The organism is Pseudoalteromonas aurantia, from assembly GCF_005886875.1.
Lineage (GTDB): Bacteria > Pseudomonadota > Gammaproteobacteria > Enterobacterales > Alteromonadaceae > Pseudoalteromonas > Pseudoalteromonas aurantia_A.
This window is the reverse complement of sequence record NZ_PNBY01000073.1, coordinates 26,831-40,635: the sequence shown is the minus strand read 5'-3', so window position 1 is coordinate 40,635 and position 13,805 is coordinate 26,831. Positions and strand designations below refer to the sequence as shown.

Here is a 13,805-nt window from a genome sequence, read left to right as displayed (position 1 = left end):
CAAGATACTTTAACAGGAATAGGCTGTAGGTGGACATTTTGCGATAAATGAGCCTTAGGGGCCCTGTAATTCCTCTCACAAAAATACAGGCCCTAAGAACTCCAGCGCTACCCGTTCAAAGGTAATCTTTTCACATTGCGTGATTCAGTTGTCTCACTATTTTGAGACGAATTTATTACAGTTATCAGCGATGTTGCTTATAATAAGCGATTAAACCGCTCGTTGAGCTATCATGTTCTTGATTAACATCGTTTTGTGTTAATTCAGCTTCAATGGCAGAGGCAAGCCCTTTTCCAAGCTCAACACCCCACTGATCAAAAGAACAGATCTCTAATATAATGCCTTGGCAAAATATTTTATGTTCATACAGAGCAATTAAACGACCTACCGCTTTAGCATCAACCACATCTAAGATCATTGACGTTGTAGGTCTGTTTCCTTGATGAATTTTATGCGCTACCAGCTGCTCAATCTTCTCTTGAGCAACCCCTTTCGAGGATAAGTCTTCACGAACTTGTTGTTCATCAACACCTGCCATCATCGCTTCTGTTTGGGCAAAGAAGTTAGAAAGCAAAATATCGTGATGCTGACCAATCTGTTTTTGTGGTCTTACGGATGCAATAAAATCAGCTGGTACTATGGTGTTACCTTGGTGTAAGTACTGGTAAAATGCATGTTGACCATTGATACCTGTCATCCCCCAAATAAGTGGAACTGTCGTGTAAGGTACCATTTTGCCATCGAATGCGACGGACTTACCGTTACTCTCCATTTCACCTTGCTGCAAATATGCAGGGAGCATGTGCAATGCCTGATCATAAGGTAACACTGCCTGAGCTTTATGTCCCAAGAAGCTAGTGTTCCAAACACTCAACAACCCCATTATTAATGGAATATTTTTATGAGCAGGCGCATTCTTAAAATGCTCATCAATTTCAAAAGCGCCATCTAAGATTTCAGAAAATGCTTCAAAGCCAAGGTACAAGGCAATCGGTAAACCTATAGCACTCCATAAAGAAAAGCGACCACCAACCCAGTCCCACATGGTAAATACGTTTTCATCGGCAATACCAAATGCACGTGTTTTCTCTAGGTTTGTACTTACCGCAACAAAATGCTTTGCTATGGCAGCATCGCTTTGCGCACTTTCTAAGAACCAGGTAACGGCAGAGTTTGCATTTGTCATGGTTTCTGATGTAGTAAACGTTTTTGACGATATCACAAACAAACACGTTTCCGCGTCTACTTTTTCTAATACATCAGCCAGTTGAACACCATCTACATTAGATACGTAATGTACACTTAACTTATCATCAGCATACGACTTCAACGCGTCCGTTGCCATTTGAGGCCCTAGATTCGAACCGCCTACCCCAATCGCTACTACATCTTTAACTGCTTTACCTGTGAATCCTGCCCATTGGCCGCTTCGAACCTTTTCTGAAAAAGCTTTAATTTTTTCTAATTCGCTTTGTACTGCGGGCATCACATCATCACCATCGACATACACTGGTGACGCAGAACGATTTCGTAATGCAGTGTGCAGTACAGCCCTATTCTCAGTGAAGTTAATTTTTTCACCGCTAAACATTTTTGTTCGCCAGCTGCCTAAATCGACTTGCTCTGCCAAAGACAGCAATTGATTAAACGTATTTTCATCAATTAGTTGTTTTGAATAATCGAAAAGTAAGCCAGGGATTTGACAAGAAAACTTATCAAAACGCTGCTCATCTTGAGCAAACAGGTTCTTTATTTTTTGTTGTTGTAAATTAGCTGCTGATTGCTCTAATGCTTGCCAGCTACTCAGGTTGCTTCGGCAACTCATACTCTTCCCCTAAACACGACTAACTCGTTGTAAAACACACTATATAAGAGATATAAATCAATAAAATGATACTTGCACAATAAACCTTAAGTCAAAATGACAACGCTGTCAATGTTCTACTTTTCAATTTTACAGTGGGGATAATAACCCAAATTTCACCATTTGACACCGGTATCATTAAATTATTTATGATCTTTATGCTGCTATTTTATGTTTGGATTAGATAGACTAAGCTACAAATAATGATATTTACTGAATTTTGAGCTCGTTGCGCTCTCTCACATAAAAGAACAACAACATGAAAGTCACTATAAATGATGTCGCTAAGTTAGCCGGTGTATCGATGAAAACCGTCTCTCGTGTGATCAATAAAGAACCATCGGTTCGCAAGAAAACGTACGATATCGTAATGAATGCGGTTAAAGAACTCAACTATCAACCTAATATTGCAGCAAGGAACTTGGCAGGAACATCCTCATTTGCCGTAGGCTTAGTTTATGATAACCCAAATGCTTATTATGTGATTGATATGCAAAACGGTGTATTGTCTCGATGTAAAGAAGAAGGGTATGAACTGGTTATACACCCTTGTAGTTACTCTGACGATAACATGCAAGAAGACTTTATCACCATGATAAAGCGCTCTCGCCTTGCAGGGTTAGTTTTAACTCCCCCATTGTCAGAACAACAAAAAATTATTGATATGCTTGATGAAATCGGTATTCAGTATGTACGCTTGCTTTCCGGTAGAGCGACCGAAACCGAAAATAGCAGTAATTGTATATTCGTTGACGATTTTGCAGCCGCGCATGAAATCACGGAACATTTAATATCACTAGGGCATAAAAGAATTGGTTTTGTACTTGGGGACAAAGAGCACAAATCAACCTCTGAACGTTTAGCAGGCTACCGCCAAGCTTTGCAAGATCATGATATTAGCTATTGTGAAGATCATATATTTGAGGGCAGCTATTCTTTTGAATCAGGAGTATTAGGCGCACAACACCTATTAAAAGACAGTAATAAAAACAATATCTCAGCTATTTTAGGGGGTAATGATGAAGTCGCTGCTGGTGCGTTATTTGCGGCTCGATTAATGAATATAGATATTCCCGCTCAACTTTCTATCACAGGATTTGAAGACTCACCATTCTCTCGTCAAACATGGCCAAAACTAACGACAGCGCATCAGGCTAACAATGTCATTTCAGAGCATGCTGCACGATTGTTATTTTCTAAAGCCAGGGGCTCTCGTAAACAAGATAAAGAAATTATTAGCACCTTTACGCCGTCACTGGTTATACGCCAAAGTACTGGGGTAGCCGTAGACAAAGCTTAAACAGCTACCCATTAGAGCAGTCATAAATTTACTGCTCTAATGAACCCGACGCATTTTCCTGCCATTGGGTAGACCATGCATTAAATAATGCTTTAACAAGTGATGCTAAAGGTATTGCAAAGAATACGCCCCAGAACCCCCAAAGCCCGCCAAAAAATAGCACTGCTACAATAATATAAACTGGGTTCAGGTCTACCGCTTCTGAAAATAATAAAGGGACTAGTACATTACCATCTAACGCCTGTATTACACCATATACCATTAATACCGTCCAAAATTGCGTATCAATACCAAATTGAAATAAGGCAACAGCTGCAACAGGAATAGTCACTAACGCAGCACCAATAAATGGGATCAAAACAGACAAACCAACTAACGCACCTAATAAAGCTGCGTATCGTAAGTCCAAAATATAAAAAGCAATAAACGTGACACTACCAATTATCACAATTTCAAATACCTTGCCTCGTATATAATTCATGATTTGATGGTCCATTTCATGCCAAACCTGCGTAATCAATCGCCTATCTTTTGGAATAAGACAGCTGATCCCTTCAGTTAAAGACGCTTTATCTTTTAGCATAAAAAAGACCAATAAAGGCACTAACACTAAATAAATTAACCAAGCAACCACATCTTTTAGTGAGGTAAGCGACGCAGACACGATAACTTGCCCCAGCTCAATTACTTTACTTTCTACAGTTGTTACAAACGATTGTACTTGCTGTTCAGTGATCAAGTTTGGATAGTCATCAGGTAAATGTAGCAAGAAGTACTTACCCTTCTCAATCATATGTGGGCTTTCTTGTAATAAGTTACTCAACTGCTGCCAAAGCACTGGCACAATACCAAGTAAAAGTGCTAATACAACACCAACGAATAACAGCATGATCAACGTTGTGGCTAATACCCTATTATGAACAACATTCTGCATATGGGCTGTTGGCCAGTCCAGTAAGTAGGCAATCACAAGCGCAACTAAAACAGGCACCACAAAAGGCCCTAAAAAATATAATAAGCCAATCAATGTAATCAGCATGAGGAGCAATGTAACAGAATGAGGGTCTGAGAATTTATTTTGATACCACTGCTTTACTATTTCAAACATAGTCGGCATTTACCTCGATAAATAATTGGGATGTTGTACTTTGGGTATAAGAATAGTGATGCAATGTTAAATATTTAAATACATCTGTCATATCTTGCGCATCTGAATAATAAAAACGGACTCTATTACCGGTCTTCTTAGCTTGTAATAAATGCCATTTAAATTGAACAAAAAGCTGAGGACATTGAAGTTCATACAGTTCAGTCTCTATCATATATTATGCCTATACCGACGCATGAGTTACCACCTTGAAACCACGTTAATTAACGAGTGTAACACTGTGATGTACAAACTAAAAAGAATAGTTCTATGGCTTGCCTCATGACAATAGTTTATCCTTGTAGTTATACGTTATTTTAGGAAAGTTTTTCATGCCAAAGCCTAGTGGCAAAGCACAGTTGCCCAGTAACCCCACGCTAAAAGAAATTAACTGGTACAAGAAACAAATTAACTGGGGCGAACTGCCGCCATTTTATCATTTGGTCGCGTCTTCGGTCAGTGAAAGTGAGGGGATTTTGCAACATGGTTTCGATAACGCAGTAAAACGTTTACTCGATAAACGCAACTGGAACCTGGAACTCCTCAATGGCTATGAAGATGACAATGGGATCATCCATAGTCATGAAAAACCGCGTATTGCATTACATCAAGCATTCACCGATAGAGGCTTTGAATTATGGGCTTTCCCTTATGCTAAAGATATGAAAATAGATAATTATGTAAAAGAAAACCGTTTTATGGAGTTTCAAATATGGGACCCTCACACCATGAAAAACCTAATCCGGATCAACCAACTACATAAGTTTATCGGTTTTTATTTTGAACGAGGTGATATTGCAGACAAGGCCGTGATTTTACATGCTCACAAAGTAGTGCATAAAATTATTACTTTTTTGAAGAAAGAATTGAACGTCAAAACGGTAGATGGGGTCTCAATTAAAGATTTTTATCAATTGTGCGAAAAAGATAGTCGTGCATGCGACGATGAGATTGATCTTGCCAAGCTTATGCTCGGTGATGATATTAAGAAGGATTAGTATGACGTTAAAAAGAGTATTCGCCTGTGCAGTAAGTGCAGGATTACTAATATCTAGCTCACTAACATACGCTCAAAGTAATTTTAAACTCCCTGATTTAGGCACATCTGCTTTGCAGGCGCTTCCGCTAGAGAAAGAAAAAGCGATTGGTGAAGTAATGATGATGCAAATTCGTTCGGGTTCCCCTTTATTACAAGACCCTGTTTTAGACGAGTACCTAACGTCATTAGGCAATCGGTTGGTCGCTAATGCTAATGATGTCAGGTTTCCGTTTACATTTTTCTGGATCAATAACCCAGCAATCAATGCCTTTGCATTTTATGGGGGTCATGTTGGCGTGCATTCTGGGCTCATCGCACAGTCCGATAATGAAAGTCAATTTGCATCTGTATTAGGACACGAAATTGCGCATGTTACTCAACGCCACTTAGCGCGAAGGTTACAGCAAGCTCAAGACAACAGCGCGCTCACAATCGCGGGGATGATCACCGGCATATTAGCAACCGTTATTGCCCCAGATGCCGGTATGGCAATCATTGCAGCCAATTCAACGCAAGCAGCTTTAAGTCAATTAACTCACAGCAGAAAAGCAGAACAAGAAGCCGATAGAATTGGTATGCAGACGCTCCACAACGCAGGCTTTGATACAACACAGTCAGCAGAGTTTCTGAGCAAACTCGCGGCACAAATGCGCTTTAAAAACAAACCACCCGTTTTTTTGTTAACCCACCCATTACCAGATTCACGTGTATCAGATGTTAGACTACGTGCACAACAGTACGCATCGGTTAACCTACCAGAAAGTCCAAAATTTCAATTAGCTAAAAGCCGAGTGCTTGCGCGTAATCATTATACAAGTGAAGATGCTCAGGCTTATTTCGAAAAGCAGATTAAACAATCGTCAAAGCTGGACGATAGTGCATTAGAATATGGTTTAGCTTTATCACTACTCGATCAAAAAAAGTATCAGCTTTCAGGGAACCTCATTGTCAAATTACTTAAAAAAGAGCCTGATAACCTATTTTATCTTGATGCATATACCGACATATTAATTGGGCAAAAAAAGGCTGTTGACGCGGTAAAAATACTTCATAAAAAACATGAGTTTAGACCAAACAATCAAGTCATCACCTTGAACTATGCCAATGCTGCTATAGAAGCAAAGCAATACGATAAAGCAGAACAACTACTGAAGATTTTTTTACTTGATAAACCAGAGCACACACTCGCAATCGAACTATTGAGTAAGGTTTATAAACAACAAGATCATAAATCGGCTTATCATGAGGTCAAAGCCAGTTTGTTAGCCCAATATGGTGCATATATACAAGCAGCTGATGAAATTCAACGTGCACTAAACCACGTAGAAAAGAAAGAAACCGTTAAAGAAAGTCGCTTAAAGGCACTCTTGAGCCAGTATCGTCAAATGCAAAAAGAGCTCGCAAAGCTTTAAGAAACCAAATAGATAATTTAAAATAACGAAAACATTATTCGGAGCTAATTATGTCTGTCACCATCTATCATAACCCACGTTGTTCAAAGTCGCGCGAAACACTCGCGCTTATTGAAGCTCAAGGTGTCACTCCAACTATTATCGAGTATCTGAAATCTCCGATAGATTTAGCCCAGTTAGATACCTTATTGGAACAACTCAACTACAGTTCTGCACACGAGTTAGTACGTAACAAAGAAGCCATCTACAAAGAACTAGAACTCTCAAAAGCCACTGATGAAGCACAATTAAAGCTCGCAATGATAAACAATCCAAAATTGATCGAGCGACCTATCGTTGTAAACAATAACAAAGCCGCTATTGGCAGACCGCCTGAGTCTGTTTTGGCAATTCTCTAATGCTTAATATCCTAGTGCTATACCACTCTAGTCATGGCTCTGTCGCCAATATGGCTCATGAAATTAGCGATACTATTGATAACTTAGGCGCCACTGTAAAGCTAAGAACATTCGAAAAAAAACAACCTCATGACATCATCATCACAAAGCAGGATTTAATCGAGTGTGATGCCTTAGCTTTTGGTACACCAACCCGCTTTGGCATGATGGCCTCGCAAGCAAAATTATTCTGGGAAACAACCAGTGATCTATGGTTAAAGGGGCAACTCATAGACAAGCCAGCCTGCGTATTTTCATCTTCTAGCAGTATGCACGGCGGGAACGAAGCAACTTTACTTAATCTATCTTTGCCGCTGCTGCACCACGGTATGATGTTATTAGGTGTACCCTATGATGTACCAGAACTCATCGACACTGTAACCGGTGGCACCCCATATGGTGCCTCACATGTTGCAGGGGCTGATAACTCCTCAAAGTTATCAAACACGGAAGTTAAAATATGCCAATCCGTCGGAAAACGATTATTTACCATTGCAAGTAAACTTAAATGACACATATTACCAAAAGTAAAATCACACAAAAATATCAAAGAATGGCATTAGTAGGTTATGTTGGCTTACTTATTTTAATGCCTACTTGGATGTTTTTAATAAGCCCAACAGAGCAATATAGTAATGGCTTTATATTTACTTTTTACGTATTACCTTTATTGCTGCCACTCAAAGGAATTATTCAAGACAAACCCTATACATATGCTTGGGCTAATTTTATTGTAATGATTTATTTCATCCATAGCCTGACAATGATTTGGATTACTCCAGAACAGCTTATTTGGGCACTGTTAGAATTAGCCTTCGCAACAAGTATGTTTATTGGTTGTACCTACTATGCCAGGCATAGGGGACAAGAGCTTGGGCTAAAAATACGAAAGTTAAAAGACGACTTAGCTGATGAAAAAGCAGCACATCAATCAACAAAAGATTAATCGCTGTTTATAAGCTAAAAACCCTTTATCTTGGGTGCCTAATATTAGACACCCAACAATGTGATAAGCACTAATAGTGAAAACATACTCTGTAAGCTGATACTCAGCCAGCTTAATGCACTTAAGCCTTTAAGAGACCAAGGGTGTGGCTTTGATGGATACAACGGCCCTCTTCGCACACCACGTGCAATCGCAAAAATACTCCCACCCAGCAATGCAGCACCCCATACAAACTCTTGCTTTGCACTTAAGCTATCATGAAAGAAAAAGAATAACTGAAGGGGCAAAAGTAATGTCACTAAAGCATACAAACCATGCACCTGTCGAATTTTGTTATACTGCGCATCTTCCGATAACTCAATGATCCCATGTTCTTCAAGTACTTTTCGCGCTGCTAATGCACCATTTTGCATTGTGAGTCTGTAAGCTGTCTGATCATGAACATCACGTTGATGAGGATCACAGCCTGCGTGAAGTATTAATTTTACCATACTCGGTAGGTTCGACTTTACAGCATAATGTAAATAAGTTTCTCCCATGTCATCGATACAAGTGATATCTTGATAGGGTAAAAGTTGTTCAACAACATTAACAAAGCCTTTTTCAATTGCCCACATAAAAGCAGAGCGCCCGACATCATCTTTTGCATGTCCTTTTGCCCCTTGGCTAATAAAAGCTATCAAGGTTGACTGTTTCGCTTGAGGGTCTATAACATGGGCCAGTAATGCTTGTTCAAGTAAACTACTCAACTCACTTTCATCACATAACTCACGCAGTAAAGAGTAGTACTCTTCCCCTTTAAGCAAATGCTCTGTAGCTAGCTGAATTGTTTCTGTAATATTAGTAACACACTCAGGTAATACATCAATGATCCCACTACGCAGATCTTCATTACTCCAGGCATCACAGAGGTCAGCTCCAGTGAGCTTTACGCCTTGAGATAAAGCCCAAGTCATGGTTTGAAAATAGCGCCTATGAGTTAGTAGCTCATAAAATGAAGGAGTAGATACGCTGTCTATCTGTAATTGCAGGTCACTATAGCCTTTCAACCTCTCTAACAACGTTATCGTCAGAGATTGTCGAGTCATATCAGTCGAGTCAAGGTGCTCAAAAAGCTGTTGAGTGTATACCTGCTGCTGTTCATCATATTCATCGATGTGTTGAAAATAACAAGACTCAAATGGTTCTAACGGTTTTAGCCAAAGTAAATAAAATGCAGGAGGTAAGATAGTACTTTCAACCCCTTGCTCATCGATTGATGTACCACAAACAGGCCATGATTCCAACGCATCAAGGATAAAAGCACCATTTTGTTCAGCTAATCCACGTAATAATAACGGATATTGTGCCGGCCAGATTAATACATGTTCCATCAGTTGACTACTCACCCTGTCCCAAAATTATAAATATGCTAGCCTAAAATGACAGGCCTGACTGAGAAGTGAATAATATCAAGTTAACGTTAAAATTGCTTTGGAAAAAGGCATAATTTTACATTGATTTAATTCATTGTTAGCGGGCGCCACATTGGGCACTCGCTTTTTAGCCAAAGCACAGTACAATAAGGATTATTAGTAAGTCGGAGAACCATATGCAGCAGTTAGAAACTTGGCAAGTCATCTTAATCATCGCAGGCGTACTCGGTATTATTTGGAGCAATATCGCATTATTGAAATATGCCACTAAGTTTGAAGTTAAAAAGAAATTAAACAAACAGCTTCACAGTGACGACAAAAAAAAAGACACTGATTAAGCGCCTTTCCTCTGTTGTCTAGTTTATTCTATGCTCTGGCTATCCAACCAACCAATGCGCCATCAATGCTATCACAGGTAAAGTCACTAACGTTCTCAGGACGAAAATAGCAAATAGCTCGAATAGATTAACTGGTATTTTACTGCCAAGTAATAAAGCACCTACTTCTGACATATAAATCAATTGAGTTACACTCATTGCCGCAACAATAAAGCGAGTGACGTCACTGTCAATACTACTGGCCGCCAATATCGAAGGGATAAACATATCGGCAAAACCAACCACAATTGTTTGCGCAGCCTGCGCGGCTTCAGGCACCTGTAACAGCTCTAAATACGGTACGAATGGCGTGCCTAAAATTTGGAATATACTGGTATGTTCAGCCACTATCAGTGCAAATGTCCCCACAGCCATCACAACAGGTAAGACAGCAAAAACCATATCAAGTGCATTCGTCACTCCTTCTTGTAAAGTACCTTTGACACCTGGCGCTTTTCTCGCCTTCGCTAAAGCCACGTCGAGTGCGTGAGTAAATAGGGTCTTCCCTTCTGGGACTGACTCAGCATCGACATCAACGGGCGTTCCATCAATATAAATATCTTTTTTAAACCGTAACGGCGGTAAGCGCGGCACAATGATCGCAGCAACCAGACCCGCTAAACAAACAGTCAAATAAAAAGGTGCAAACAAGTGCTCTAGTTTGACCTGGCCAATAACAACAAGACAGAATGTAATTGATACTGCCGAAAAGGTTGTACCTATGACAGCCGCTTCTCGTTGAGTATAATACTTATCTTCATATTGACGCGCCGTCATCAATATACCCACACTGCCATCACCCAACCATGATGCCACACAATTCACAGCACTGCGGCCCGGTACACCGAACAAGGGGCGCATAACACGTGTGAGTAGGGTTCCAACCAACTCCAATAACCCAAAGTTCAATAATAAAGGGAGTAATAAGCCCGCTAAAATAAACACTGAAAATAATACGGGTAATAGGTCGTTTAAAACCAAAGCACCCGTATGTTCTGAATAGATAACCTCAGGACCAACTTTAAAGAAAGTCATAATTATAAACGCAGCCCCAAACAACCGCGTTATTAACCATATCCAGCTCACATCAAAGAGATGCTGTACTAATGGTACTCTTTCTAACCAATTAGGTTTTACCACTTTAATAACAGCACTCATCAGGCCGGTTAAACAAATGATGCCAAGGATCAGCTCACTGATAAAAGGAGCAACAAAAGCCTGTAAAGATTTAGCCATCACTGCAATCGGAATGGTCATTGCCTCGCCAATCGCAACCGGAGTCATAAATAGAAAAACACCGATTAACGATGGGACAATAAAAGCGAATAATGTGCGAAGGTCCAAAGACTTATCGCCACTCAATTGTGTTGTCATTATATTTTGCCTACAAAAACAAAGAAAAGAGCCTAAGCTCTTTTCTTTTTTAAAAACAGAATGATTAAATAGTTAACCCTTTCTCGCGAAGCACCAGCAATAATGATTGCTGTAATTGCGCCATCACTTCAGAGTCTAAAACATCGCCTGCTGCGTCACGCCAAGTCAACGAAGTAGTCGTTTCTTTCGTTTTCGCAACACGGATCGTGTAATCACCGCTGCTTAAAGGCAACAATAATACATCATCACCCCAAATTGAATCCCAAACACTATCATCTGGCTTTTCATAACGCACAGATACTAAGCCTGACTCACGATCAATCTTAATGACAGTAAAGTTTATACGCTCCAAAAACCCTGTAAACCTATCTATCACAGCTTCATTGCTTTGCTCTGTAATCAAAGCACCATTGCCTTTATCATCAAACCCAAGATTCAAAGACAATACACCTTGTTGCTTGCGAAGCTCAACTTGCAGCAAACGATATAGGTAATCAAACTCAGCAATAACTTCATTTAAAGCCCTCACCTCTAATTGTTGTTGCAACAACTCACTAAGAGGTTGACTATCACTACGATAATCGATTAACTCGGCCTTTAATGACGCTGTACGTTGATGCTCTTTTTGCTCAATAACGAACTTAATTCGTTGCTCAGAAACTAGTTTTTTATCTTCCCAAAACCAACCATCAACTGGCTGAATTAAAGAATACCAATCCGTATCAACACCACCTTCAGTCAGTTTATCCCGCGATATAGCCGTTTTGTTATTGAGCATAACGCTATCAATCGCTTGAAAAATAAACTGATTTAAATCATCAATGCCATCATTTTTATCAAAATAGACCCGCGCAACAGTTTCATTTTCTTCAACCCAACTACCAGCTGCAAGTGTTAGTACTTGCTGTGGTGGACGGAAACTCTTCGCCTCTGGGTCATTTTTAAACGTTGCCACATCCATTTTATATGTTGGATCTTGATATGGTTGCTCTAATTGAACTGGTGCTTTAACTGCATCATTAACACGGTAGTTCCGCTCATTATGCGCGTCGTTAACAAATACACTACACCCAGACAAACCAAGAATCACACCAACTGTCAACGCTTTAGGGATCCAATACTGCACTGATTATTCTCCTTAGCAAACCCGTTATATTTTAATTCATTACTATGAGTGAGGAATGCTGATTTGGTTCACTGTAAAATATAAATTTACGCCTATATCAAGATTGCGACATTATTAGTGAAGCACTTAGCCTATACAAACGAAAAAACGACACTATGGTACTTTCCCAAGCCACTAAACACAAGAAAGCCGTTAATTTATTGCATATTTAAAGCCCTTATAACAAAATCAACCATGTGTTTATGCGCCAACTATGGTACTATTTTTGGTTAAATATCAATTATTCGTCGTATTGCTAGATTGTCTTATGGCATTCAGTGGTATAGGCATAAATTTAGGCACCTTGAATGACTGCTTTTGAAAACCAACAACTGGTATTAACAGCCATCGGTGAAGATCGCTCAGGTATTGTCAGTGAGTTGACCCAGTTAGTCAGTGATTGTCACTGCAATATAATAGACAGCCGCATCGCTATTTTAGGTAATGAATTTACCTTTATCATGCTCCTCAGTGGCGATATGTCAGCTATTAGCCGTGTTGAGCATACGCTGCCCGTAAAGGGTATGGAACTTGGCTTACTCACCATGATGAAGCGTACAAGCGCTCATCAGCATAGTAACTTCAGTGCAGGGTATACCCTTGAATACCATGGTATTGATATGCCCGGCACACTGAGTAAAATAACGCGTTTTTTTGCGGAACAAAGTATTAATATTTGTTCATTAAAGTCAGATACATATGAAGAAGCAGACGAAACTCATATGCGTTGTGAGCTTGAAATAAATATTCCAACAGATGTTGACGTTGACGCATTTAAGATTAAATTTGAAGATCTTTCTGGTGTACTCAACGTAGACTATGTACTAAGACGCATTCGCTAAGGAAAACATTAATGAATACACTCACTGAAGGCGATAACGCCCCTTTATTTTCTTTAAAAAACCAAAATGACGAAGTGGTAGAGCTTGCAACCTTGCTGACCGAACATCAAGTTTTAGTTTACTTTTACCCAAAGGCACTGACACCAGGTTGCACCGTACAAGCGGAGCAGCTGCGAGATCATAAAGAACAACTCGCTCAGCTAAATACTGTTGCTGTGGGTATAAGCCCAGATCCAGTGAAGAAACTCAAAAACTTCGAAACCAAAAAAGAACTGAATTTTGACTTATTGTCAGATGAAGACCACGCCATTGCTGATGCTTTTGGTGTTTGGGGGTTAAAAAAGTTCATGGGTAAAGAGTATGATGGCATTCACCGCCTAAGCTTTTTAATCGCTAAAGACGGCACCATAAAGCATGTTTTCAATAAATTTAAGACCAAAGAGCATCACCAAGTTGTGCTTGACTACATAAGCAGCAACAGCTAAAA

Annotated in this window: 15 protein-coding genes; 9 read left to right on the top strand and 6 right to left on the bottom strand. The window is 39.7% G+C overall.

Annotated elements, in window-relative coordinates:
* Positions 1-184 precede the first annotated feature (184 nt).
* The gene (gene pgi / locus CWC18_RS15030; protein WP_138591507.1) at positions 185-1,825 is read right to left on the bottom strand and encodes a glucose-6-phosphate isomerase; all 1,641 of its coding nucleotides are present in this window, start codon (positions 1,823-1,825) and stop codon (positions 185-187) included.
* Between the two features lie 298 nt (positions 1,826-2,123).
* Here pgi and CWC18_RS15025 point away from each other — a divergent pair, with 298 nt between their 5' ends.
* Positions 2,124-3,164 carry a LacI family DNA-binding transcriptional regulator gene (locus CWC18_RS15025; RefSeq protein ID WP_138591508.1) on the top strand — a complete coding sequence of 347 codons (1,041 nt, stop codon included), beginning with the start codon at positions 2,124-2,126 and terminating at the stop codon, positions 3,162-3,164.
* 28 nt (positions 3,165-3,192) lie between these two features.
* On the opposite strand, the gene CWC18_RS15020 is transcribed toward CWC18_RS15025, so the two are convergent.
* Together CWC18_RS15020 and CWC18_RS15015 are read right to left on the bottom strand one after the other, a co-directional pair.
* The gene (locus CWC18_RS15020) at positions 3,193-4,272 is read right to left on the bottom strand and encodes an AI-2E family transporter (protein WP_138675580.1); all 1,080 of its coding nucleotides are present in this window, start codon (positions 4,270-4,272) and stop codon (positions 3,193-3,195) included.
* On the bottom strand, positions 4,265-4,486 hold the full coding sequence (locus CWC18_RS15015; RefSeq protein WP_138591510.1) for a hypothetical protein: 222 nt from the start codon (positions 4,484-4,486) through the stop codon (positions 4,265-4,267). Before CWC18_RS15015 ends, CWC18_RS15020 begins: the two co-directional genes overlap by 8 nt.
* A 157-nt stretch (positions 4,487-4,643) precedes the next feature.
* Between CWC18_RS15015 and CWC18_RS15010 the strand changes: the two genes are divergently transcribed.
* The 5 genes from CWC18_RS15010 to CWC18_RS14990 are packed head-to-tail and all read left to right on the top strand — an operon-like array spanning position 4,644 to position 8,145.
* Positions 4,644-5,309: a hypothetical protein gene (locus CWC18_RS15010; RefSeq protein WP_138591511.1), complete on the top strand. Its 666-nt coding sequence runs from the start codon at positions 4,644-4,646 to the stop codon at positions 5,307-5,309.
* A 1-nt stretch (position 5,310) separates the two neighbouring features.
* Positions 5,311-6,762 (top strand): M48 family metalloprotease, encoded by a 1,452-nt coding sequence (locus CWC18_RS15005; protein WP_138591512.1) that lies wholly within the window; start codon positions 5,311-5,313, stop codon positions 6,760-6,762.
* A 50-nt stretch (positions 6,763-6,812) separates the two neighbouring features.
* Positions 6,813-7,160, top strand: a complete 348-nt coding sequence (gene arsC, locus CWC18_RS15000; RefSeq protein WP_138591513.1) for an arsenate reductase (glutaredoxin) — start codon at positions 6,813-6,815, stop codon at positions 7,158-7,160.
* Positions 7,160-7,711, top strand: coding sequence for an NAD(P)H:quinone oxidoreductase (gene wrbA / locus CWC18_RS14995; RefSeq protein WP_138591514.1), 552 nt, complete (start codon positions 7,160-7,162; stop codon positions 7,709-7,711). The genes arsC and wrbA overlap by 1 nt, the downstream gene beginning before the upstream one ends.
* Positions 7,708-8,145, top strand: a complete 438-nt coding sequence (locus tag CWC18_RS14990; RefSeq protein ID WP_138591515.1) for a DUF2069 domain-containing protein — start codon at positions 7,708-7,710, stop codon at positions 8,143-8,145. The genes wrbA and CWC18_RS14990 overlap by 4 nt, the downstream gene beginning before the upstream one ends.
* Positions 8,146-8,189: 44 nt before the next feature.
* Here CWC18_RS14990 and CWC18_RS14985 read toward each other — a convergent pair whose 3' ends face one another.
* Positions 8,190-9,518, bottom strand: a complete 1,329-nt coding sequence (locus tag CWC18_RS14985; protein WP_138591516.1) for an ankyrin repeat domain-containing protein — start codon at positions 9,516-9,518, stop codon at positions 8,190-8,192.
* A 218-nt stretch (positions 9,519-9,736) separates the two neighbouring features.
* Between CWC18_RS14985 and CWC18_RS14980 the strand changes: the two genes are divergently transcribed.
* A complete protein-coding gene (locus tag CWC18_RS14980; RefSeq protein WP_138591517.1) occupies positions 9,737-9,898 on the top strand; it encodes a DUF2897 family protein in 162 nt (53 codons plus the stop codon).
* A gap of 39 nt (positions 9,899-9,937) precedes the next feature.
* On the opposite strand, the gene CWC18_RS14975 is transcribed toward CWC18_RS14980, so the two are convergent.
* Both CWC18_RS14975 and bamC read right to left on the bottom strand, forming a co-directional pair.
* A complete protein-coding gene (locus CWC18_RS14975; RefSeq protein WP_138591518.1) occupies positions 9,938-11,311 on the bottom strand; it encodes a YjiH family protein in 1,374 nt (457 codons plus the stop codon).
* Positions 11,312-11,375: 64 nt separating this feature from the next.
* Positions 11,376-12,437: an outer membrane protein assembly factor BamC gene (gene bamC, locus CWC18_RS14970; RefSeq protein WP_138675579.1), complete on the bottom strand. Its 1,062-nt coding sequence runs from the start codon at positions 12,435-12,437 to the stop codon at positions 11,376-11,378.
* 347 nt (positions 12,438-12,784) lie between these two features.
* Between bamC and CWC18_RS14965 the strand changes: the two genes are divergently transcribed.
* Both CWC18_RS14965 and bcp read left to right on the top strand, forming a co-directional pair.
* A complete protein-coding gene (locus tag CWC18_RS14965) occupies positions 12,785-13,318 on the top strand; it encodes a glycine cleavage system protein R (protein WP_138591520.1) in 534 nt (177 codons plus the stop codon).
* 11 nt (positions 13,319-13,329) lie between these two features.
* Positions 13,330-13,803 (top strand): thioredoxin-dependent thiol peroxidase, encoded by a 474-nt coding sequence (gene bcp / locus CWC18_RS14960; protein WP_138591521.1) that lies wholly within the window; start codon positions 13,330-13,332, stop codon positions 13,801-13,803.
* The last annotated feature ends 2 nt before the right edge of the window (positions 13,804-13,805 follow it).

What these genes read in the sequence shown, in the direction of transcription:
- pgi (WP_138591507.1), bottom strand. Translation starts at nt 1,825, where the DNA reads ATGAGTTGCCGAAGCAACCTGAGTAGCTGGCAAGCATTAGAGCAATCA.
- CWC18_RS15025 (WP_138591508.1), top strand. Translation starts at nt 2,124, where the DNA reads ATGAAAGTCACTATAAATGATGTCGCTAAGTTAGCCGGTGTATCGATG.
- CWC18_RS15020 (WP_138675580.1), bottom strand. Translation starts at nt 4,272, where the DNA reads ATGTTTGAAATAGTAAAGCAGTGGTATCAAAATAAATTCTCAGACCCT.
- CWC18_RS15015 (WP_138591510.1), bottom strand. Translation starts at nt 4,486, where the DNA reads ATGATAGAGACTGAACTGTATGAACTTCAATGTCCTCAGCTTTTTGTT.
- CWC18_RS15010 (WP_138591511.1), top strand. Translation starts at nt 4,644, where the DNA reads ATGCCAAAGCCTAGTGGCAAAGCACAGTTGCCCAGTAACCCCACGCTA.
- CWC18_RS15005 (WP_138591512.1), top strand. Translation starts at nt 5,311, where the DNA reads ATGACGTTAAAAAGAGTATTCGCCTGTGCAGTAAGTGCAGGATTACTA.
- arsC (WP_138591513.1), top strand. Translation starts at nt 6,813, where the DNA reads ATGTCTGTCACCATCTATCATAACCCACGTTGTTCAAAGTCGCGCGAA.
- wrbA (WP_138591514.1), top strand. Translation starts at nt 7,160, where the DNA reads ATGCTTAATATCCTAGTGCTATACCACTCTAGTCATGGCTCTGTCGCC.
- CWC18_RS14990 (WP_138591515.1), top strand. Translation starts at nt 7,708, where the DNA reads ATGACACATATTACCAAAAGTAAAATCACACAAAAATATCAAAGAATG.
- CWC18_RS14985 (WP_138591516.1), bottom strand. Translation starts at nt 9,518, where the DNA reads ATGGAACATGTATTAATCTGGCCGGCACAATATCCGTTATTATTACGT.
- CWC18_RS14980 (WP_138591517.1), top strand. Translation starts at nt 9,737, where the DNA reads ATGCAGCAGTTAGAAACTTGGCAAGTCATCTTAATCATCGCAGGCGTA.
- CWC18_RS14975 (WP_138591518.1), bottom strand. Translation starts at nt 11,311, where the DNA reads ATGACAACACAATTGAGTGGCGATAAGTCTTTGGACCTTCGCACATTA.
- CWC18_RS14965 (WP_138591520.1), top strand. Translation starts at nt 12,785, where the DNA reads ATGACTGCTTTTGAAAACCAACAACTGGTATTAACAGCCATCGGTGAA.
- bcp (WP_138591521.1), top strand. Translation starts at nt 13,330, where the DNA reads ATGAATACACTCACTGAAGGCGATAACGCCCCTTTATTTTCTTTAAAA.